Genomic DNA, 21,025 nt, shown 5'->3' with positions numbered 1-21,025 from the left:
AAGCTAAAAACCCGGCTCCTCAACTTTTTTTATTGTCGTTATTTTAGTGTTGTATCAAGTTGTTTGTATAATCATCAGTACTTAGAATTATAAAAAACATGAAGATTAAATACTAATGTGAGATATATGACCATATACTTAGTTCAAAAACCCCGTTCCTCAACTTTTTTTAGATTTATATAATGTTATTAATTTTGATTATTAATGATTGGAATGGTAGGACCAAGAAATTTAGGTTCTTTGTTCAGGATGTAAAGATCAATAAAAGCACTTACTCGTGCAAACATCTCTCTAATTCGAACTAACTTCATACTTTTGGGCGCAGGGACAGCAAAACATTGAGCTTGAATACCTTGCGCTAACGCAATAAACATTGCTCGTTCACAATGGAATTCTTGAGTAATAATAGTAAATTCATCTGCGTCAAAGACTTTATTTGCACGAACAATTGAATCGAAGGTTCTAAATCCAGCAAAATCTAACACAATGGCATCTTTAGGGATGCCTGCTTTTATGAGATCTTTCTGCATCATAATGGGTTCGTTATAATTTAATTGCGCATTGTCTCCACTAAGCAATAAATAATCAACTTTACCTTGCCAATAGAGATCAATCGCACCATCTATTCGGCTGCGATAAAAACCATTGATTCCGCCATTTTTTACATATTTAGATGTTCCTAATACAACACCAATTGTTCGGTAGGGAAGTTTGTTTTCATCGTGATAAATGTAAGGTGCTGTCTTATAGCTTATCCAAAAGTCGAGTCCAATTACTAAGGCAAGTAGTAATGAAAAAAAAGCAATAAAATAAGCAATAAGTTTTTTTAACTTCATACTAAAACCAATCAAAAATAAATACCATTATTGGGAATAAAAATGGTGCTGTTAATGAGGTCATAATACCACATAAAACTAGAGATAGGGAGCTATAAGCCCCTTCGTTATAATTGACTTCAATACAACGCGCTGTACCTACAGCATGAGATACTGCGCCAATTGATAACCCCCTTGCTGAAGGTGTTTTTATTCTAGCAACGTTCAGTAATTGATGACCGAAAATACCACCTAGTGTTCCAACAAGTATTACGCATAATGCAGCGATTGATTGAACGCCACCCTCATTACCAGCGATGGTGACCGCGATGGCTGTTGTCACTGATTTAGGTAATACTGATGCAGCAATTTCTTTACTACCCCCTAACCATAATGCAATAAACACACCGGTTACCATAGACGCTATGGAGGCTGTGAAGGTGATAATCATGATTGACTTCCAACGGGCTTTTATTTGTGGAATGAGTTCATATAAAGGATAAGCTAAAGCAACGACAGAGTAAGGGAGTAGATCGTTAATAATTTTTACGTTTTTAACATATTCAACATACTCGGTATTTGTAATTAATAAAATAGGGATTAATACAATAACCGAAATGACTAATGGGTTAAATAACGGATTTTTAATTTTAAATGAAATTCTTCTAATAATTAAAAAAACCAAAACGGTTAATGGTAGCATCCATATCATGATTGGTTCTCCCTATTATCGGAGGTTTTAACGACTTTTTTATGCAGATGTTCAGTTAAAAAAGCGGTTAAATATAAGACAATAACTGAACCACCAACACTAGCAAAAATTATCGGTATCCAATTATCTAAGAGTAATGAATAATTATCCATTATCCCCATCGCCGCAGGAATAAAGAGTACCGTCATGTATCGCATGAAAAGATTACAACTATTTTTTATCCAACACGTTGGTATTAATTGAAAAGTTAATAAAATGAACAAAATCAATAAACCAATAATACTTCCAGGGATCATGATTGGTAAGATTGCAGATACGACATTTCCTGCCCATAAGCAAATGGTTAGGATAATCAAGCCTCGACCGTAGCTAAATAGTGTGTAGTATAAAGAATAAAGTCGATGCTTAATGGTTGCATGTTTGGCTAAAAAGTGTTTCATAAATTAAATGCTAATTGTTTAAAACTTAAATTATGATTACCAATTCTATAGTAAGAGATGGCATTGTACTTTGAACAGGCGTATATGATACGCCCGTAACATTTAATTATCCAACTAAATAATGACAATATTGATATAGTTGTTTTAGTAATGCCAGCTTTTCAGGTTTTTGTATATAAATCTCAGCAAGTTGTTCAAGGGTTTGCATATAATCTTGAACTTTAGTTGCATCTAGTTTATCACGACAATGATCTTGCCAGATTCGTAACTCTTGTTCAGTTAACGTTTCTGGATAGTTTCTAGCTTTATAACGAAACAGTAATTTTGCTAATCTTGGATCATCAAAAGTTAACGATAAACTATCTAATAATTGGGGGGGAGTAGTTCGAATCGTTTCACAATTTAATAAATCATTTCCATTTAAAAAGCCTGCATATATTTGCGCATCGACATCACTATTGTTATTTGAGTATTCATTATCCATGACAAATAGTTCACGCATTTTACTTTGTAATAAACTTTGATTTTCCAGTAGTTTTTGTTGATTTTCTAAGCATTTTTGTTTATCAAGATCAAAACGCTTTGCATTATCGGGTAATAGTGTACTCAATGGCGCAATGATTGGGCATTTGTTAATATGAATTAGTTTTAATGGGATACGTTGTTCATCAACATCAAGATCTTCAGTTTTAGTGTAGAGTTTCTCTCGAATAGTTTCGACTGGTAAATTAATCAGTGAATCGATATCTCCAGTAAGATCACAAACAATCACTGCATTTTTTTGATTTGCGTGCCATGCAATAGGGCTAACTAATGACATGTTACCGCGATAACTACCTAACATGCCAGAAACGTGAATTATTGGCGTCATGTTGGCAATATCGATAAGCTCGACAACTTTATTTTTATTACGTAGTGTGAAGAAGTAATTGAATAACTTTGGTTGTACTTGCTTAATTAATTTTGCCATCGCAATGGTGGCGTAGACATCAGACATAGCATCATGCGCATGTTCATGTTTAATATTATTAGCTTTAGTGAGATCTTCTAATCGAAAACTAGGGAAACCAGATTCATTTATTGGCCAATTAATCCCTTCCGGTCTTAATGCATAACAAGCTCGGACGACATCTAGTAGGTCCCATCTTGAATTACCGTTTCGCCAACTATAAGCATAAGGGTCATAAAAGTTACGGTATAAGATGTTGCGAGTCACTTCATCATCAAAACGAATATTATTATAGCCTAAGATACACGTGTTAGGTTGGCTAAATGCTTCATGTATTTGTTTGGTGAATTCGGCTTCACATATACCTTGTTGATTTGCTTTTTGTGGTGTTATTCCAGTTATTAGCACAGCTTCAGGGTTGGGAAGATAATCTTGGGCTATTTGACAATAGATGACTAAAGGTTCTTCAATAATATTAAAATCACTGTCAGTTCGAACACCAGCAAACTGAGCAGGGCGATCTAAAGCTGGATTTATGCCAAAAGTTTCATAATCGTGAAAATAAAAGGTTATCTGCTGTGAATTATTTTTCATTATTTTATAATTTTTTGTATTTTAATTTATTAAATCAAGCTGTTTTGTTTATCGGCTTTAGGATTATATTTAAGTCTGATATTGAAAAATATTAACTAAATATCGATAGTTATATATTTTATATTATATCAGATTTAATGAGAGTAATGTGGGATAAAATAAAATTATTGAAAGATAAGCTCAAATAAAATAGTGAATATAATAATATATTCACTTTTCTAATCCTCCTAAATTAGTAATAATTATCGAGTTCTTTTAGAAATATTTTTAACTCTTCTATCCATAATTCAGCATTCATGGTTGTACCATGGCCTCGGGTCTTATCACTTGCTGGAATTAGATAATATTTAGCAGCAACAACATCCTTGAGGGCTTTTTCCATTAAACCTGTGTTTGGTGGGTTTCTTTCATCATCTTCTGAATTGATAACTAACATAAATGCTTTAATTTTTGTTAGCTCTTTTGTTGGATCAAAGTTTCTGGCTGCATCCCATTGATATAAAAAATCATTCGCGTCCATTGTTGTTCGTTCTTTTAACTTATTTGCTAATATTTCTTCTGTTTTCTGGGTGTTATAAGCGTTATTTTGCCAGGCAATATCACCTCCGTTAGTCGCGATATCGTAGTAATTATAAACAGTTTGGAATTTTTCAGGTTGTTTGCTATAAAAGCCATTATTCCAATCAGGATCGTCTTTAATTGAATTAATTATCATCTTTCTCATTATCCAATTTCGACTAGACATTGGCGCAGGGGTTGCTGCCATTGCAATTGCTGCTTTCATGTAATTAGGATACATAGTTACCCATTGCCATGTATTCATTCCACCCATCGAGTTACCAATAATAAGTTCAAGATGATCTATATTTAAACCTTTTTTCAAAAGTAGGTATTGAGCATTAACCATGTCTGTATAATCATAATGAGGAAAGTTTCCTTTCAAACCGTCAGAGGGTTTCGAAGATTGGCCTGTACCAATAGCATCAGGCAATATTATGAAATATTTTTCAGCATCCAACGGCATTCCTTTATCGAATAAGGCATGACCAAAACTGTCATTAAGCATTGAATCTCCATTGCCAGTTGTGCCATGTAAAACTAATACTGGCTTTCCTTTAGGATCGCCGATAGTGACATAATGAATTTTCAAATTTTGAATTGTGTTACCATCATTAAATTTAAATTTTTCAATAATATAATCACCTTCTTTTCGGTTATAGAACTCGGAACAATATCCTTGCGATGCGAAAACAAGAAAAATAAAAAATAGTAGCGCTTTTTTTATATTATTCATATGTGGCTCTCTCCTTCATAATTACGTTATGAATCATATGTGTAAGAGATAGGGTAGGAAGGTAATATTTACGTTGAATCAATTTTTTCCAACGTTAGTTTCTATAATAATTTATTAAATGATAGTCATCCAATAAAAATACGTTTATTTACATTAAATAATTAAATTTGAATATGAATTTTAAGTATAAACGGAAAGTTCTTTAAGTTAGTAAAAAGGGAATTATCAATTCCCTTTCTTGAAGTTATTTAATAGAATTTTTAGTCTTTGGGTGCGCTTTCGATGATATCAGCTAGCTTTTCGAGAGTTAATCTTAAGAACCTTGGCATAGCTTCGATTTCAATCGAGTCCATTAAGTTTTTTACATAGAGACCTAATTCAGTATCGCCTTCAACAATGAGTCGACGTTGAAAGAATAATGTATCAGGATCTTGCCGTCTAGTTGCTATCATTATTAAGTCATTGGCATTGCCGATGAAGCTTACATCAGGTATTTCTTCACGGCTAACCACAAGTTTGTTATCAATTAAGCTGACAAACCAGACTAATTGAAGATCGATAACTTGGATTTTGAGCCAACGATTTTCTAAAAAATCTAGCTCGCCATCTTCAAGTGAATGTTTGAATTGCAATTGTAATAATTGTTCAATAGCTCTTTTTTTAACGCTAAAGGGTATACATTGTAATGTCATACCCAACATTTGTGGCGCTTTATCGACAAATTGTGAATGAATTTTTCCTAGAAATTGGTGTTTATTGCCAATCATTTACGCATCTCCAGAGATCATCTTCTCATAAATATCTAAATCGGTATTTAGATGCTCGAAAACTTCTTCACTAACTTCATCACGAACTTTCATTTGAAGTAATGCGGTGCGCTCCGCCCCAATTGCGACTAAACGCATACGTCTTTCTAGATTTTCAGCTTCAAGAGCTTTTTGTTCTAAATCTTTTAAGCCAGTTCGACGTCTTAATGAACCTATAACACGTGAACCAACTTCGTGGATAATTTCTTGATCTAGGCCTTCTTCAGACGTTTCTTGTAAAAGGCTAGTTTGCATTTTTTCAAGACTAACGATAGCTTCTTCAGCCATTTGTCCTTTTACGGTTAATATTTCGTTGTCTTGTTCGGAGTTATCCAAGATCACACTACCTCGTAATAAAATTGGTAACATGATAATAGCGGATATTAATGATACTAATATAATACCAGCAGCAATAAATACGAGTTGATATCTGCCCGCAATGGTTATTGGAATAGATAATACACCGGCTAGTGTTATCGCTCCGCGGACACCAGCAAAAGTAGATATCCATAAATCACGTGTGGTATATGAATTAAATGCTAATGGACGCTTTGTGCCAAATGGCATTGTTGGCATTTTTTTCATAGCCCAAAGCCAAGCAAATCGAGTGCCCATTAATACTATAAAAACGAACAATACAATTAAGCATAGTTGCCATAATTCAATTGATGCATCGGTTTGGTTTTCAGCAAATGTATTTTTTAAAATACTTGGAAGCTGAATACCTAATAGAACAAAAACAAATCCATTGAATACGAACGTTAACATTGACCATGCACTATCAGATTGTAAGCGAGTTGTTAAAGGGGCATTACGCATCATTCCTGAGTGGTTAACTGTCATACCAGCACTTACTGCAGCTAAAATACCGGAACAGTGACATTCTTCAGCAATGATATAAGCGGCAAATGGTAGTAAGAATAATAGTACGATTTGGATTGCGGGATCATTGTTTGTTAGTTGGTTTATTTTACGCAAAATACGAGCATATAACCAAGTGAATATCACCCCAACAGCTAATCCACCTAAAGCAACCACGAAGAAGGATATACTGATTTGTAATAAGTTGAATTCAAATGCACCCGCTGCAATTGCAAGTGCAAATTTTAAGGAAACAAGGCCAGAAGCGTCATTCATTAAGGCTTCACCTTCAATGATTTCCATCTTCTCTTTTTCAATTCGTCCTTTACCGACAATACCACTAAGTGCGACGGCATCGGTAGGTGATAATACTGCTGCTAATGCAAATACGGCTGGCATTGAAATATCTGGTAGCATCCAATGTAGTAAGTAACCCAGAGCAACAATTGATATAACCACTAGAACCAAGGCTAGCCCTACAATTTCTCGTACATTATGGACAAAATCTTTTACAGAAGTTTTACGTCCATCAGCAAATAGTAAAGGAGGAATGAACAGTACAAGAAATAGGTCTGAGTTAAACTCTAAATAAATACCTAATGCGGCAAGAATACTACCTAGTAGTATTTGCATTAGAGGCAATGGGATCTGTATTGGTAACATTTTTATAATGACACCAGAAAGTGATACAATTAATACTATTAGTAATATTGTTGAAAATAGTTCCATAGCTACTCTTTTAGTTATCCCATATATAGTTATCTATTATATAGGATTTTTAAGAATATTTCAGGTTAAAATTGTATAAAATCACTCAAATTTTAAGCAATCTCTATTATTGATCAAAAAAAGTAATAATTTAATTGATGGGCAGGTTAGATGGAAAATTGGCGAAGAGCATTTGTATTACATACCAGAACATACAGTGAAAGCAGTTTGCTAGTCGATTTATTCGTTGAAAATGTTGGGAAAGTAACCATTTTAGCAAAAGGTGCTAGGCGTAAACGCTCTGCATTAAAAGGTGTTTTACAACCTTTTACTCCACTAATTGTTCAATATTCAGGTCATGGAGAAATAAAAACTTTACGTCAAGTTGAGGCTGTTTCCCTTACTTTACCTCTTGTTTCTGTTTATTTATATAGCGCCTTTTATTTAAATGAACTATTACACCGTGTTTTAGTCGCCGAAACCGAAATAACTACGTTGTTTGATGATTATCTAGCAAGTATACAACAATTAGCCCAACAAGTTCCTGCTGAAAACGTGTTACGAGCATTTGAATTGGCCTTACTTGAAAATTTGGGCTATCACGTTGATTTTTTTCATTGCAGTGCAACAGGTGACGATATTGTTGAATCTATGCATTATCAATATATTTCAGAAAAAGGTTTTATTTGTAGTTTGTTACAAAATAGTACCGCTTTCACTGGTGAAGAAGTCTTAGCTTTAGGGAAAAGGCAATTTCACAATATCGATACACTTAAAGCGGCAAAACGTTTTACCAGGATGGCGTTAAAACCTTATGTTGGTGCAAAACCATTTAAAAGTAGAGAATTATTTTTAAAAATATAATTTGTCTTTTAACTTAATTTAAAAGGGACTTTATGTAAAATGTATCAGATCTATTCCGTCAACAATGTTGACGGAAAGATGATTAATCATAAATTAATAAACCGGAGGTTTGGCATAATTACCATTATCAGCAGGAAAAGCATTTGGACTTAATTTTTGATAGTTTCTACTATTATCTTCTAACTGAAATATTGCCGTGCCTATTACACCTATATTTGTTGCTGAACCTTCACTATTATGATTAGCATAAGCACTAGAGCTGTCAGAAAAAGTAAAAGCAGCTACTTCATTATTACTTTTACGGAAGCCTTCAATCACAAGTGTGTCATGTGGTCTTAAAATATAGCCATTGTTTGAGAATGAACCAGCTTTACCATTAATAACGTCTAATCCATCAATAGTTGCTACAATTTCATAGGTATTAGAAGAGTAATTACGATAGAATAATCGGTAGCTTTGTCCTACTTTACCTTGTAACTTAACGTTGTTATTTTGCTTAGTTAATGGCCATTTTTTGCCACGATCATCAAGGAAAGCCATACCAACTCTACCATTATTCAACATAACTTCTGAAATTGCTTTTCCATTATATTGATGTGCTGAATAATTGATAGTAATAACATCAATAGGGTAAAAACCGGTACGTTTCATACTTACTTGTTGAACATGCGATTCAATGCCATCTCCCCATTGAGTCCCTAAGCTTTTATTAGCACTTTCTGTAACAGTATTTGATGATGCAACATCACTATTACGATAAGATTGGCATCCAGTTACAATTAAAGTTAATAAAGATAAAATAGCGATAAAATATTTTGTATGCATTACTTTCATATTCCTTTATATATTATGTAGTTAAACATATTTATCTTAATACATTATATTATTATATATAATATTTTTTTGCTGGCTATGTTTTATTTCAGCTATTTATAATTAATTATGACTAATTAAGTGTTAGTAAATTATTATAATAAAATCTGTGATAAACCCTCGATATTCTATTTAAAATCCTTAAGATAAGTGGTAGTATACACAACTATTTTTTATGTACGCATGTGCGCTTTCGTGTGGCGCACCACTGTTATAAGGATTTATTATGCCAATTATTACTCTTCCTGACGGAAGTCAACGTCAATTTGATAAGCCTGTTACTGTTTTAGAAGTTGCTCAAAGTATTGGAGCTGGTCTTGCCAAAGCATGTATTGCTGGGCGAGTAAATGGTGAACGTAAAGATGCTTGTGATTTAATTGAGCAAGATTCAACTTTATCTATTATTACATCAAAAGATGAAGATGGGCTTGAAATAATTCGTCACTCTTGCGCTCATTTGTTGGGGCATGCAATTAAACAACTTTGGCCAAATACGCAAATGGCAATTGGTCCAACGATTGATAACGGCTTTTATTACGATGTCGATTTAGATCACTCTCTAACTCAGGAAGATCTTGACGCTCTAGAAAAGCGTATGCATGAATTGGCTAAGAAAGATTATGAAGTTATAAAAGAAGTAGTAAGTTGGGAACGTGCTAGAGAAGTATTCTGGGAGCGTCATGAACCATATAAAATTGCTATTTTAGATGAGAATATTCCAAAAGATTCTACTCCTGCACTTTATCACCATGAAGAATATATTGACATGTGCCGCGGGCCACATGTGCCGAATATGCGTTTTTGCCATCATTTTAAATTACAAAAAATTGCTGGAGCATATTGGCGGGGTAATAGTGATAATAAAATGTTACAACGTATTTATGGCACAGCCTGGGCTGATAAAAAACAACTTGATAGTTACTTACAATTTTTAGAAGAAGCAGCTAAGCGAGACCATCGTAAAATTGGTAAACAGCTAGATTTGTATCATATGCAGGAAGAAGCACCTGGTATGGTGTTTTGGCATAACGATGGTTGGATTATTTTCCGTGAACTTGAGGTTTTTGTTCGCACTAAACTAAAAGAATACGATTATCAAGAAGTGAAAGGTCCATTTATGATGGATCGGGTTTTATGGGAAAAAACAGGTCACTGGGGTAACTATAAAGAGTTGATGTTTGTTACTTCATCTGAAAATCGTGAATACTGTATTAAACCGATGAACTGCCCAGGGCACGTTCAAATTTTCAATCAAGGTTTAAAATCTTATCGCGATTTACCACTAAGAATGGCTGAGTTTGGTAGTTGTCACCGAAACGAACCGTCAGGCTCATTACACGGTTTAATGCGTGTTCGCGGTTTTACCCAAGATGATGCACATATCTTTTGTACTGAGAACCAAATCCGCAGTGAAGTTAATAACTGTATCAAAATGGTTTATGACATGTATAGCACATTTGGTTTCAAAGACATTACTGTTAAATTATCAACTCGTCCTGAAAAACGTATTGGTAAAGATGAAACTTGGGACTTAGCCGAGAAAGATTTAGCAGAATGTTTAACTGAAAATGGTATTGAATTTGAGTATTTACCTGGCGAAGGTGCATTTTATGGGCCAAAAATTGAATTTACGCTTCATGATTGCTTAGGTCGTGCATGGCAATGTGGTACAGTCCAGCTCGACTTTATGTTACCAGAAAGATTAGATGCAACTTATGTAGGTGAAGATAATGAACGTCATGTTCCAGTTATGATTCACCGAGCGATTTTAGGTTCGATGGAACGTTTTATGGGAATTTTGACTGAAGATTGTGCAGGATTCTTCCCAACTTGGTTAGCACCATTACAAGTTGCCGTTATCAATATTACCGATAATCAAGCTGATTATGCGAAACAATTAACCAGCCAATTACAAAAAGTTGGTATTAGAGCAAAAGCAGACTTGAGAAATGAGAAAATAGGGTTTAAAATTCGTGAGCATACTCTAAAACGTGTTCCTTATATGTTTGTTTGTGGAGACAAAGAAATGGAATCAGGAACAATTTCAGTTAGAACACGCCAAGGTAAAGATCTTGGTAGCTTTGAAGTGAAACATGTTATAGAATTATTGCTTAATGAAATTCATAGTCGTTCATTAGAACAGATGAATTAATGATAAATTACTTTGGAGGAATGAGATATTAAAGTCAGTAAGCGAATTCAGTCAACACGCGCGCACAAAATTAACGATGAGATTACAGCTCGCGAGGTGAGGTTAACCGGCGTCGATGGTGAACAGCTCGGTATTGTTAGCTTAGATGAAGCTTTAAAACAAGCTGAAGAAGCAACGTTGGATTTAGTTGAAATAAGTCCTAATGCAGAGCCACCTGTTTGTCGAATTATGGATTATGGCAAATTCCTCTATGAAAAGAGTAAAGCAACAAAAGAACAGAAGAAGAAGCAAAAGGTTGTTCAGGTTAAGGAAATTAAATTCCGACCTGGTACAGACGAAGGCGACTATCAGGTAAAACTCCGCAGCCTGATACGCTTTCTTGAAGATGGCGATAAAGCCAAAGTTACGTTGCGTTTTCGTGGACGTGAAATGGCTCACCAACAGTTAGGTATTGAAATGCTTGACCGCATTAAAGAAGACTTAGCTGATTTGGCGGTTATTGAATCTTATCCAACTAAGATTGAAGGTCGTCAAATGATTATGGTGTTAGCGCCGAAGAAAAAGTAATGGTTTTCCAAGTTAATTTTTAGTTTCTGAAAATTACACCATTATTTTATTTTTATTAACAATGCGAAGTGGAAATTTATAAAATGCCTAAAATTAAAACTGTAAGAGGCGCAGCAAAGCGCTTTAAAAAAACAGCTTCTGGTGGCTTTAAGCATAAACAAGCTAACAAGAGCCATATCCTAACTAAAAAATCAACTAAGCGTAAACGTCATTTACGTGGTTTGACTACTGTGTCAAAAGGCGATTTAGGTTTAGTAGTGGCGTGTGTTCCATACGCTTAATTATTGATTAATTTTTTAGAGGATATAGTTTATGGCTCGTGTTAAACGTGGTGTTATTGCTCGTGCACGTCACAAGAAAATTTTAAAACAAGCAAAAGGGTATTATGGTGCTCGTTCACGTGTATATCGTGTTGCTTTCCAAGCAGTAATTAAAGCAGGACAATATGCTTATCGTGACCGTCGTCAACGTAAACGTCAATTCCGTCAATTATGGATTGTACGTATCAATGCTGCTGCTCGTCAATGTGGTCTTTCTTATAGTCGTTTCATCAACGGTTTAAAGAAAGCTTCAATTGAAATCGATCGTAAGATCCTTGCAGATATTGCTGTATTTGATAAAAATGCATTCGCTGCATTAGTTGAAAAGGCAAAAGCTGCACTTTAATAGCTTTATAAGAGCCGAGTTATCTCGGCTTTTATGTTTTATAAAAAGATTATTTAAGAGTTAATTATGAATTTAGTTATTTTTCGTTTCTTTTTTAGCTTCAATAATGCTATTCGTTCGTGAGGCAAATAAAAAACGAAAAATAATTATAAAAGCCTCAGAAGAGGCTTTTTTTATGTAATAAACAATAAGCAGGAGAACTGTATGTCTCAATTAGTTGAACTGGTAAGCAATGCCAAATCCGCTATTGAAAATGCTAATGATATTAATGCCATAGAACAAATTCGAGTGGAATATTTTGGTAAAAAAGGCTATTTTACAATGCAGATGGCTTCTTTACGTGATGTTCCCGCTGATGAACGCCCCGCTGTAGGTCAGAAAATTAATGATGCTAAGCAACAAGTTGTTGAGTTATTAAATCAGAAGCGTAACTTTTTAGAGCGTCAGGCTCTTAATGCAAAATTAGCAAATGAAACAATTGACATTACATTACCAGGTAAGTCGCTAGAATTAGGTGGTTTACATCCAGTTACTAAGACAATTAATCGTTTAGTTGAATTTTTTGGAGAACTGGGCTTTGTTGTTGAGACTGGACCAGAAATCGAGGACGATTATCATAACTTTGATGCATTAAATATTCCTGCTCATCATCCTGCACGTGCTGATCACGATACATTTTGGTTTGATGCAAAACGTTTATTACGCACACAAACTTCTACAGTTCAAATAAGAACAATGGAAAATCAAAAACCGCCAATCCGAATCATTGCTCCAGGTAGAACTTATCGTAATGATTATGATCAAACGCATACGCCAATGTTTCACCAAATGGAAGGGTTATTGATAGATAAAAATGTAAGTTTTACCCATTTGAAGGGGTTATTGCATGATTTTCTTCATTGTTTTTTTGAGGATAATATGGAAATTAGATTTAGACCTGCATATTTTCCATTTACAGAACCTTCAGCAGAAGTGGACATCAAGGCTAAGAATGGCAAATGGTTAGAAGTTTTAGGATGCGGTATGGTTCATCCTAATGTATTACGTAATGTTGGAATAGATCCTGAAATATATAATGGTTTTGCCTTTGGTATGGGAATTGAAAGGTTAACTATGTTGCGTTACGGTGTCACTGATTTGCGTTCTTTCTTTGAAAATGATTTACGTTTTTTAAAACAATTTAATTAATTCTGGAGATCAAAACATGAAATTTAGTGAAAGTTGGCTACGTGAATGGATCAATCCAGAAATTAGTAGCGAAATGTTAGCCGATCAATTAACCATGGCTGGACTAGAAGTCGATGATGTTGAAAAAGTTGCTGGTGATTTTTCAGGTGTCGTTGTTGGAAGGGTAGTTGAGTGTAAACAACATCCTAATGCCGATAAGCTCCGTGTAACTAAAGTCGATATTGGCAAGCCTGAATTACTGGATATTGTTTGTGGTGCACCAAATTGTCGTCAGGGTTTAACTGTTGCTTGTGCAACAATTGGGGCTGTTCTACCAGGTGATTTTAAAATTAAAGCCGCTAAATTACGTGGTGAACCTTCAGAAGGTATGCTTTGTTCTTACTCTGAATTAGGAATATCTGAAGATCATAGTGGCATTATTGAATTGCCTGATGATGCACCTTTAGGGCAAGATATCCGAGAATATCTAAATCTTAATGATGTTATGATTGAGATTAGTGTTACGCCTAATCGGGCTGATTGTTTTGGTATCATTGGTGTTGCCCGAGATATCTCTGCAGTTAACAATATTCCAATGAAACAACTTAATATTGAAAGTGTTCCAGCAACTATTGCTGATACTGTGTCAATTGAAATAAATGAACCTAAAGCCGCGCCACGTTATCTTGGTCGAGTAATAAAAAATATTGATGTTAATGCAACAACACCACTTTGGATGAAAGAGAAATTACGCCGTGGTGGTATTCGTTCAATTGATGCCATTGTCGATATTACTAATTATGTGTTATTAGAATTAGGTCATCCGATGCACGCATTTGATTTGGCGCAAATCGATTCAGGAATCATTGTTCGTTATGCTCATCAAGATGAAAAACTTGTTTTATTAAACGGGAATGAAGTCAAACTAAACGATAAAACACTCGTTATTGCAGATCATCAAAAAGTATTAGCAATGGCTGGTATTATGGGGGGAGAAAAATCTGGCGTAACAACTTCCACAAAAGATATCTTCCTTGAATCAGCTTTTTTTGCACCATTGGCAATAACTGGTAAAGCTCGTGAATATGGTTTACACACTGAAGCTTCTCACCGTTATGAACGTGGTGTTGATCCTTATTTACAATTATCTGCTATGCAAAGAGCAACTCAATTAATTGTTGATATTTGTGGTGGTGATGTAGGTCCTATCTCTGAAATTACAAACGAAAAAGAGCTTCCTTCTCAAGCTACAATTCAACTACGTAGACATAAAGTGGATCAAATTATAGGTTATGTAATTGAAACTCAAAAAATTACAGACATTTTAGTTAGATTGGGCTGTGAAGTTTCTTATAATGAAAATGTTTGGACTGTTAAATCACCAAGTTGGCGATTTGATTTGCAAATCGAAGAGGATTTAATTGAGGAAGTTGCTCGAATTTATGGCTATAACAATATTCCTAATGTGAATCTGAAAATAGAATCTGTAATGAAGCCAAAACCTGAAAATATAGTCCCTTTGTCTAGAGTAAAAAATTTATTAGTAGATAAAGGTTATCAAGAGGCGGTTACTTATAGTTTTGTTGATCCTAAAATTCAACAACTTCTCCACCCAGAGCAGCATCATATTACATTACCTAATCCTATTTCGAGTGAAATGTCTGTTATGCGTTTATCATTATGGTCAGGGTTATTAGATGCTGTAATATATAATCAAAATCGTCAACAATCTCGGATGAGATTATTTGAAACTGGCTTACGTTTTATTCCAGATGATTCATGTGAATTTGGTGTTCGCCAGGAATTGATGCTTGCTGGTGTTCTTACTGGCACTCTTTATGAAGAGCATTGGTCATTACCTAAACAAAATATTGATTTTTATGATTTGAAAGGGGACTTAGAGTTACTATTTTCTCTTTTAGGTTGTAATGAAAAAATTGTATATCAGAAATCAGAGCTTGATGCATTACATCCTGGACAAAGTGCTGCTATTTACTTGAATGGCGAGCTTATTGGTAATTTTGGTGTTTTACATCCAGAAATTGAAAAAAAATTATCTTTAAATAGTAAAACGCTTGTTTTTGAAATAAATTTAGATAAAATTAATGATAAAAGAGTACCAGTTGCTCATGAGTTATCTAAATATCCGTCTAATAAGCGAGATATTGCTGTAGTTGTATCTAACACAATACCAGCAGCAGATATTATTTCTGAGTGTAAACATGCTGGTGGTGAACAACTTGTAAGAGTTAATTTATTTGATGTATATCAAGGTGAAAACATAGATAAAGATCAGAAAAGCCTTGCTATCAGTTTGATTTTACAAGACAAATCACGTACACTAGAAGAAGAAGATATAACAAACATTGTAAGCAAGTGTGTTATTGCTTTACAAAACCGTTTCAATGCCCTATTAAGAGAATAATAATTATGACATTAACTAAAGCTGATATTGCAGATCGTCTTGCCGATAAATTTGATATTGATCGTCAAGAAGCTAAAGTCCTAGTTGAACTTTTTTTCGAAGAAATTCGTGTTGCTTTAGAAAAAGGTGAACCTGTTAAACTGTCTGGATTTGGTAATTTCGCTGTTCGTGATAAAAATTCACGACCAGGTCGCAATCCAAAAACAGGCGAAAGTGTTGATATCTCAGCTCGTCGAGTTGTCACATTTAGACCAGGTATTAAATTTAGAGAACGAATTGAGAAAAATTTAACTCTATAGTTAAACATTTTTAAATTTCGTTTGATATGTAATAGCCTTTCTGTTGTTATTACAAGACAGGAAGGTTAGTTCTTTTTTCGTTATAAATATTGTAATAATTTGCTAATTAAAGCATAATAACGCCTCTTCAATGGAGGCTCTATGGGTCCTCTTGCAACATTTTTTTGCTCATCAGGTCAGGTCCGGAAGGAAGCAGCCAAAGTAAAAAATATGTGTGTGGGATGTGGCTGATAGGGTCTCCTCCAAAATTCTCTAAATTAATATTGCTATTAACTTACCATTGTCTTTAATGGCTATTAAATAGTCACTTAATTTATCCTTTCAAAATTTCATATTAAAGAGGTTGTAGAGATGCAACATTTTTGCGATCATATATCAAATTTTATTTATCTTCTTAAGTAAAATTATTCATATTAGAAAAACAGTAATGAGGAATTATTTATGATGCGAGTTGGATTATTTATCCTAACTAACTTAGCTGTTATGTTTGTATTTGGTATTATTTTAAGTATTTGTGGCGTTGATGCTCATAGTACATTAGGATTGCTTATATTTGCGGCTATATTTGGTTTTGGAGGGTCTTTTATTTCACTTCTTTTATCTAAAAGAATGGCTTTAAGCTCTGTTGGTGGGAAAATAATTACTCATCCTCGCAACGCTCAAGAGCAATGGCTTTTAGATGTAGTTAATCGTCAAGCAAATGAATTGAAATTAAAAACACCACAAGTTGCGATTTATCAAGCAGAAGATATTAATGCTTTTGCAACAGGAGCAACTAAAAATAATTCTCTAGTAGCTGTTAGCTCGGGTCTTTTAGCCGCTATGACTCAAGATGAAGCGGAAGCTGTAATTGGACATGAAATGAGTCACGTTGCAAATGGTGATATGGTGACAATGGCACTTTTACAAGGTGTACTTAATACTTTTGTTATTTTCATTTCACGAATTTTTGCTTCAATCGTAACAAAAGCTTTGGAAGATAGAAGTGAAGGATTATCTACTTTTGCTTATTATTTCATCGTAATGATTTTTGAAACTGTATTTGGTATTTTAGCAAGCATCATTGCTATGTGGTTTTCACGTTATCGAGAGTTCCATGCTGATGCAGGCTCAGCGAAATTAGTAGGGTCTACTAAAATGATTGCTGCTTTAGAAAAATTAAAATTGAGTCATGAGCCAAGTGAAGAAGCATCAATTTTGGCATTCTGTATTAATGGTGAGAAGAAAGCAAGATTTTCTCAACTATTCTTATCTCATCCACCTTTAGATAAACGTATTGAAGCATTGCGTAATCAATCTAATATTCTTTAATAAATAATATTTAAAAACTTCAATGGCAAATATTAATTGTATTTGCCATTTTTTAATTAAAATTTAATATACCATCCTAATTTTTTCTCAGAGAATCTCTCATGTATAGGCAACACACTACTAAATTAGAATTACTTAGCCCCGCAAAAAATATAGAAATTGCAAAAGAAGCTATCTTACATGGAGCTGATGCTATTTATATTGGCGGTCCTCAATTTGGTGCTCGTCATAATGCTGGTAATTCAGTAAGTGATATTGCTAAACTAGTAGAATTTGCTCATCATTTTTACGCTAAGGTTTTTGTAACTTTAAACACAATTCTTCATGACAATGAGCTTGAAGCTGCAAGACAACTAATTTGGCAATTATATAATGCTGGTGTGGATGCTTTGATAGTTCAAGATATGGGAATATTAGCTATGGATATCCCACCAATCGATTTACATGCTAGTACCCAAATGGATATTAGAACGTCAGAAAAAGCTAAATTTCTTTCCGATGTAGGTTTTTCTCAAATAGTTTTAGCGAGAGAATTAAATTTAACCGAAATAGCAAACATACATCAACAAATTGATGCAAATATTGAATTTTTTATTCATGGCGCATTATGTGTTGCATTTTCTGGTCAATGTTATATTTCTCATGCACAAACGGGTCGAAGCGCTAATCGAGGCGACTGTTCTCAAGCTTGTCGATTGCCATTTACATTAAAAGACGAACAAGGTCGCATCGTCGCTTATGAAAAACATCTTTTATCAATGAAGGATAATAATCAGTCTGATAATTTAATAGAGTTGATACAAGCCGGAGTGAGATCTTTCAAGATTGAAGGCAGATACAAAGATTTGAGTTATGTTAAAAATATAACCGCATTTTATCGTAAAAAATTAGATAATATTTTAGAAAAAAACACAGATTTTGTTGCTGCATCGAGTGGTAAAACTGAACACTTTTTTACCCCAGATCCAAATAGAACATTCCACAGAGGATCTACCGATTATTTTGTTCGAGGTAGACAAGCCAATATTGGTGCATTTGATTCACCCAAATTTATTGGCTTAACAATTGGTGAAGTTATAAAAATTACTAAACAATCTATCGTAATAAAATCAGAACAAGCGTTAACTAATGGTGATGGATTAAATGTTTTAATCAAAAGGGAAATTATAGGTTTTAGAGCTGATAAAGTAGAAAAAATTGATAATAATCATTATCAAGTATTTCCTAATGAAATACCTAAAGCATTATATTCGATAAAATTACCTTATCAAATTAATCGCAATTTAGATCATAATTGGCAACAAATTTTATTAAAAGAATCTTGTTGCCGTCGTATCGGTGTAACATTTAGGCTTAAAAATATAGCAAACGGTTTGGAGTTAATTGCATCGAGTGAAGAGGGTAGTTGCGTTAAAATTGAATTGAAAGGCCCATTTGAGTTAGCTAAGCAACAGGATAAAGCTCTCAATAATATAAGAGATAGTTTATCTAAGTTAGGTCAGACAACCTATTATTTAGCGGAGTTAATTATAGATTTAAACCAAGCTTATTTTGTTCCCAACAGTCAATTAAATCAGTTAAGACGAGATATTATTGATAAATTAACTCTAGAGCGATTAAATAATTATCGAAGAAATATTCGTAAACCTCAAGTAAATCCAATACCGATATATCCTGAACAACAATTAAGTTTTTTAGCTAATGTTTATAATCACAAAGCTCGTGAATTTTATGCTCAACATGGTGTAAAACTAATCGAGAGTGCATTTGAAGCTCACGAAGTTAAAGATGACGTTCCTTTAATGACTACAAAGCATTGTCTAAGATTTGCATTTAATTTATGTCCAAAACAAGCTAAAGGGATTCAAGGAGTTAAAACTAAAGTAACACCAATGAAATTAATTCAAAATAATAATGAAGAATTAATTTTAAAATTCAACTGTAAAGCTTGTGAAATGCAGGTTTGGGGCAAAATCAAAAAACATATTTTAAAAATCCCAGTGCTTGGTAGTGAAGTTATTTTACTGACAAATAATAATTAACATGTTGATTATTATGGGTTTATATCTAATTAATAAAAAATATTAGCGATAAATAGTAATGCAAAAGGTGTTATTTTAGTTCGTAATAATGTTATTATTTAACATAATATACATTATTGGAACTTTAATGTTATGATTTTATTAAATATAATTAATTAGGCGCGTAATAATTGAAAATAAGTGATAAATCTCATTACAAATTAATATACTGAGCTACTCAACATAACGCATTTCACATTATGTATACTAAATTAATTTAACTAAAAAATATCAATAGATTGATGGTTTATTTTAAATAAACTTAATTTACTTAAAAATGTATCTACACTATCTTTCCATATCGTTATCTTTATTTGTCTGATCGATTTTTTATTTGCCACATTCTGCTTAGCAGTTTGAAGTAGTTTAGCAAGGCTCTAATCTTGTGATAGTTTATTTTCATCTTTATTAATTTCATATTGAATAGATACAGATGGTAAACCTTTATCAATCTTGGAATCATAAATTTTTTCTTATCGATTATAAACGGTTAATGATTCAATTTGCGTTGATTGACTTAGTTTGCTTCAATAACTTGATCATGCACATTTTTGGGAACATAGCGCGGGATACGTTTTCGATAAGAATTTAATTCAATAATTAGACTATTATTACTGAATTCAGTTTGAAGTTTATTTGTAAAGGTAGATTTACCAGCTCCTGGTTGTCCGCCTACAACATAAGCTTTGGGTTTTGTTGTGATGTCTATTCATTCGGGCTGTTCTATATGAATATCAATCCATATGTCATTAACGATATGATTCTTTTATTGATTAGATACATGGGATAATTGTTCATTGTTTTTCATATTAGTTAATTATATTTATTTTCGATTAACTGGAAAAATTTTAATGCAGCTTCATAATCAATTTCTTCATAAGAAGTATCTGCAATTTTTTTTCTAAATTCTCTTAATTTTTTAATATCTTCTAACATATCTGATGTATATTCATTGCCATAGCCCTTTGCTTTTGAAATGCAAATTCGAACACTGTTATACATTTCTTCCCATAAAAACTCTTTTTCGTCAAAAGTCGCCATAAATTTTTCCTTTTCTGTATTAAATTAATAAACAGTTTAGATTATAGAATATATTTTTAATGGCGTACAAATCAAAAGGCTCCCTATGCTTTCTTTTCCGCTTGGACCCCTTTTAAAAATTATTTATAATTCAGCCGTCAATATCACCAAAACTACCTAAGGAGCGCAATATGCGGGACCAAAAAGAAAGAATTTATAGTATTGAAAGATTGACAAAAGCTGAGTTTAGATATGCATTGAAGTTTAACTTAATTACTCAAGAACAGTATGATAAATATTTACAAGAACTCAATGAATTAATGTCATACATTTATGAAAAATATAAAGATGACCCAAGTTTTTATCCAGATGATTGGGATCAGATAAATAATTACTATGAAAAAATTGTAGCCTTAGATTT

Annotated in this window: 21 protein-coding genes and 1 other RNA gene; 12 read left to right on the top strand and 10 right to left on the bottom strand. The window is 33.4% G+C overall.

All coding sequences use genetic code 11. The features are described 5' to 3' along the window. Positions 1-188: 188 nt before the first annotated feature. The 7 genes from J3U16_RS09985 to J3U16_RS09955 all read right to left on the bottom strand — a co-directional run bounded on the left by J3U16_RS09985 (position 189) and on the right by J3U16_RS09955 (position 7,200). On the bottom strand, positions 189-836 hold the full coding sequence (locus J3U16_RS09985) for an ElyC/SanA/YdcF family protein (RefSeq protein WP_065734101.1): 648 nt from the start codon (positions 834-836) through the stop codon (positions 189-191). 1 nt (position 837) lies between these two features. Further along, positions 838-1,527: a CidB/LrgB family autolysis modulator gene (locus J3U16_RS09980; protein ID WP_220226032.1), complete on the bottom strand. Its 690-nt coding sequence runs from the start codon at positions 1,525-1,527 to the stop codon at positions 838-840. Then, positions 1,524-1,967: a CidA/LrgA family protein gene (locus J3U16_RS09975; RefSeq protein WP_081303336.1), complete on the bottom strand. Its 444-nt coding sequence runs from the start codon at positions 1,965-1,967 to the stop codon at positions 1,524-1,526. Before J3U16_RS09975 ends, J3U16_RS09980 begins: the two co-directional genes overlap by 4 nt. A gap of 106 nt (positions 1,968-2,073) precedes the next feature. Continuing rightward, positions 2,074-3,510: an exodeoxyribonuclease I gene (gene sbcB, locus J3U16_RS09970; RefSeq protein ID WP_267342979.1), complete on the bottom strand. Its 1,437-nt coding sequence runs from the start codon at positions 3,508-3,510 to the stop codon at positions 2,074-2,076. Positions 3,511-3,742: 232 nt separating this feature from the next. Then, on the bottom strand, positions 3,743-4,804 hold the full coding sequence (locus J3U16_RS09965; RefSeq protein WP_267338652.1) for an alpha/beta fold hydrolase: 1,062 nt from the start codon (positions 4,802-4,804) through the stop codon (positions 3,743-3,745). Between the two features lie 260 nt (positions 4,805-5,064). Next, positions 5,065-5,571, bottom strand: a complete 507-nt coding sequence (gene ubiT, locus J3U16_RS09960; RefSeq protein WP_267337558.1) for a ubiquinone anaerobic biosynthesis accessory factor UbiT — start codon at positions 5,569-5,571, stop codon at positions 5,065-5,067. Next, entirely contained in the window at positions 5,572-7,200 is a 1,629-nt protein-coding gene (locus J3U16_RS09955) for a Na+/H+ antiporter (protein ID WP_065562106.1), read from the bottom strand. A gap of 150 nt (positions 7,201-7,350) precedes the next feature. On the opposite strand from J3U16_RS09955, the gene recO reads away from it, so the two are divergent. Continuing rightward, positions 7,351-8,043, top strand: coding sequence for a DNA repair protein RecO (gene recO, locus J3U16_RS09950; protein ID WP_065562105.1), 693 nt, complete (start codon positions 7,351-7,353; stop codon positions 8,041-8,043). Positions 8,044-8,136: 93 nt separating this feature from the next. On the opposite strand, the gene J3U16_RS09945 is transcribed toward recO, so the two are convergent. Continuing rightward, on the bottom strand, positions 8,137-8,868 hold the full coding sequence (locus J3U16_RS09945; protein ID WP_267342978.1) for a hypothetical protein: 732 nt from the start codon (positions 8,866-8,868) through the stop codon (positions 8,137-8,139). A 274-nt stretch (positions 8,869-9,142) separates the two neighbouring features. On the opposite strand from J3U16_RS09945, the gene thrS reads away from it, so the two are divergent. From thrS to J3U16_RS09895, 10 genes are all read left to right on the top strand, one after another. Beyond that, positions 9,143-11,068, top strand: a complete 1,926-nt coding sequence (gene thrS, locus J3U16_RS09940) for a threonine--tRNA ligase (protein ID WP_065562103.1) — start codon at positions 9,143-9,145, stop codon at positions 11,066-11,068. Positions 11,069-11,095: 27 nt separating this feature from the next. Continuing rightward, the gene (gene infC, locus J3U16_RS09935) at positions 11,096-11,635 is read left to right on the top strand and encodes a translation initiation factor IF-3 (protein ID WP_065562102.1); all 540 of its coding nucleotides are present in this window, start codon (positions 11,096-11,098) and stop codon (positions 11,633-11,635) included. An 83-nt stretch (positions 11,636-11,718) separates the two neighbouring features. After that, positions 11,719-11,916 (top strand): 50S ribosomal protein L35, encoded by a 198-nt coding sequence (rpmI, locus tag J3U16_RS09930; RefSeq protein WP_034882133.1) that lies wholly within the window; start codon positions 11,719-11,721, stop codon positions 11,914-11,916. Positions 11,917-11,947: 31 nt separating this feature from the next. Beyond that, positions 11,948-12,301: a 50S ribosomal protein L20 gene (rplT, locus tag J3U16_RS09925; RefSeq protein ID WP_024496189.1), complete on the top strand. Its 354-nt coding sequence runs from the start codon at positions 11,948-11,950 to the stop codon at positions 12,299-12,301. Positions 12,302-12,505: 204 nt separating this feature from the next. After that, a complete protein-coding gene (pheS, locus tag J3U16_RS09920) occupies positions 12,506-13,489 on the top strand; it encodes a phenylalanine--tRNA ligase subunit alpha (RefSeq protein WP_065562101.1) in 984 nt (327 codons plus the stop codon). A 16-nt stretch (positions 13,490-13,505) separates the two neighbouring features. After that, positions 13,506-15,893: a phenylalanine--tRNA ligase subunit beta gene (gene pheT / locus J3U16_RS09915; protein ID WP_065734109.1), complete on the top strand. Its 2,388-nt coding sequence runs from the start codon at positions 13,506-13,508 to the stop codon at positions 15,891-15,893. A gap of 5 nt (positions 15,894-15,898) precedes the next feature. Continuing rightward, positions 15,899-16,192: an integration host factor subunit alpha gene (locus J3U16_RS09910; protein WP_034882129.1), complete on the top strand. Its 294-nt coding sequence runs from the start codon at positions 15,899-15,901 to the stop codon at positions 16,190-16,192. Positions 16,193-16,332: 140 nt separating this feature from the next. After that, positions 16,333-16,428, top strand: an RNA gene (gene ffs, locus J3U16_RS09905) — signal recognition particle sRNA small type. A gap of 205 nt (positions 16,429-16,633) precedes the next feature. Then, on the top strand, positions 16,634-17,503 hold the full coding sequence (htpX, locus tag J3U16_RS09900; protein WP_267342977.1) for a protease HtpX: 870 nt from the start codon (positions 16,634-16,636) through the stop codon (positions 17,501-17,503). Between the two features lie 101 nt (positions 17,504-17,604). Further along, a complete protein-coding gene (locus tag J3U16_RS09895) occupies positions 17,605-19,545 on the top strand; it encodes a peptidase U32 family protein (RefSeq protein WP_267331072.1) in 1,941 nt (646 codons plus the stop codon). Positions 19,546-20,101: 556 nt separating this feature from the next. Here J3U16_RS09895 and J3U16_RS12135 read toward each other — a convergent pair. Continuing rightward, on the bottom strand, positions 20,102-20,287 hold the full coding sequence (locus J3U16_RS12135) for a zeta toxin family protein (RefSeq protein ID WP_416380180.1): 186 nt from the start codon (positions 20,285-20,287) through the stop codon (positions 20,102-20,104). A 110-nt stretch (positions 20,288-20,397) separates the two neighbouring features. Continuing rightward, entirely contained in the window at positions 20,398-20,625 is a 228-nt protein-coding gene (locus J3U16_RS09890) for a hypothetical protein (RefSeq protein ID WP_267331073.1), read from the bottom strand. A 170-nt stretch (positions 20,626-20,795) separates the two neighbouring features. Here J3U16_RS09890 and J3U16_RS09885 point away from each other — a divergent pair. After that, on the top strand, positions 20,796-21,025 hold a 230-nt coding region (locus J3U16_RS09885; protein ID WP_267342976.1), incomplete at its 3' end, for a hypothetical protein.

The organism is Gilliamella sp. B3023, from assembly GCF_026536845.1.
Classification (GTDB): domain Bacteria; phylum Pseudomonadota; class Gammaproteobacteria; order Enterobacterales; family Orbaceae; genus Gilliamella; species Gilliamella apicola_E.
This window is presented reverse-complemented; position numbering and strand designations above follow the sequence as displayed.

What these genes read in the sequence shown, in the direction of transcription:
- J3U16_RS09890 (WP_267331073.1), bottom strand. Translation starts at nt 20,625, where the DNA reads ATGGCGACTTTTGACGAAAAAGAGTTTTTATGGGAAGAAATGTATAAC.
- recO (WP_065562105.1), top strand. Translation starts at nt 7,351, where the DNA reads ATGGAAAATTGGCGAAGAGCATTTGTATTACATACCAGAACATACAGT.
- J3U16_RS09945 (WP_267342978.1), bottom strand. Translation starts at nt 8,868, where the DNA reads ATGCATACAAAATATTTTATCGCTATTTTATCTTTATTAACTTTAATT.
- J3U16_RS09895 (WP_267331072.1), top strand. Translation starts at nt 17,605, where the DNA reads ATGTATAGGCAACACACTACTAAATTAGAATTACTTAGCCCCGCAAAA.
- J3U16_RS09985 (WP_065734101.1), bottom strand. Translation starts at nt 836, where the DNA reads ATGAAGTTAAAAAAACTTATTGCTTATTTTATTGCTTTTTTTTCATTA.
- pheT (WP_065734109.1), top strand. Translation starts at nt 13,506, where the DNA reads ATGAAATTTAGTGAAAGTTGGCTACGTGAATGGATCAATCCAGAAATT.
- rpmI (WP_034882133.1), top strand. Translation starts at nt 11,719, where the DNA reads ATGCCTAAAATTAAAACTGTAAGAGGCGCAGCAAAGCGCTTTAAAAAA.
- J3U16_RS09910 (WP_034882129.1), top strand. Translation starts at nt 15,899, where the DNA reads ATGACATTAACTAAAGCTGATATTGCAGATCGTCTTGCCGATAAATTT.
- J3U16_RS09975 (WP_081303336.1), bottom strand. Translation starts at nt 1,967, where the DNA reads ATGAAACACTTTTTAGCCAAACATGCAACCATTAAGCATCGACTTTAT.
- sbcB (WP_267342979.1), bottom strand. Translation starts at nt 3,510, where the DNA reads ATGAAAAATAATTCACAGCAGATAACCTTTTATTTTCACGATTATGAA.
- J3U16_RS09965 (WP_267338652.1), bottom strand. Translation starts at nt 4,804, where the DNA reads ATGAATAATATAAAAAAAGCGCTACTATTTTTTATTTTTCTTGTTTTC.
- thrS (WP_065562103.1), top strand. Translation starts at nt 9,143, where the DNA reads ATGCCAATTATTACTCTTCCTGACGGAAGTCAACGTCAATTTGATAAG.
- pheS (WP_065562101.1), top strand. Translation starts at nt 12,506, where the DNA reads ATGTCTCAATTAGTTGAACTGGTAAGCAATGCCAAATCCGCTATTGAA.
- J3U16_RS09955 (WP_065562106.1), bottom strand. Translation starts at nt 7,200, where the DNA reads ATGGAACTATTTTCAACAATATTACTAATAGTATTAATTGTATCACTT.
- J3U16_RS09980 (WP_220226032.1), bottom strand. Translation starts at nt 1,527, where the DNA reads ATGATATGGATGCTACCATTAACCGTTTTGGTTTTTTTAATTATTAGA.
- ubiT (WP_267337558.1), bottom strand. Translation starts at nt 5,571, where the DNA reads ATGATTGGCAATAAACACCAATTTCTAGGAAAAATTCATTCACAATTT.
- htpX (WP_267342977.1), top strand. Translation starts at nt 16,634, where the DNA reads ATGATGCGAGTTGGATTATTTATCCTAACTAACTTAGCTGTTATGTTT.
- rplT (WP_024496189.1), top strand. Translation starts at nt 11,948, where the DNA reads ATGGCTCGTGTTAAACGTGGTGTTATTGCTCGTGCACGTCACAAGAAA.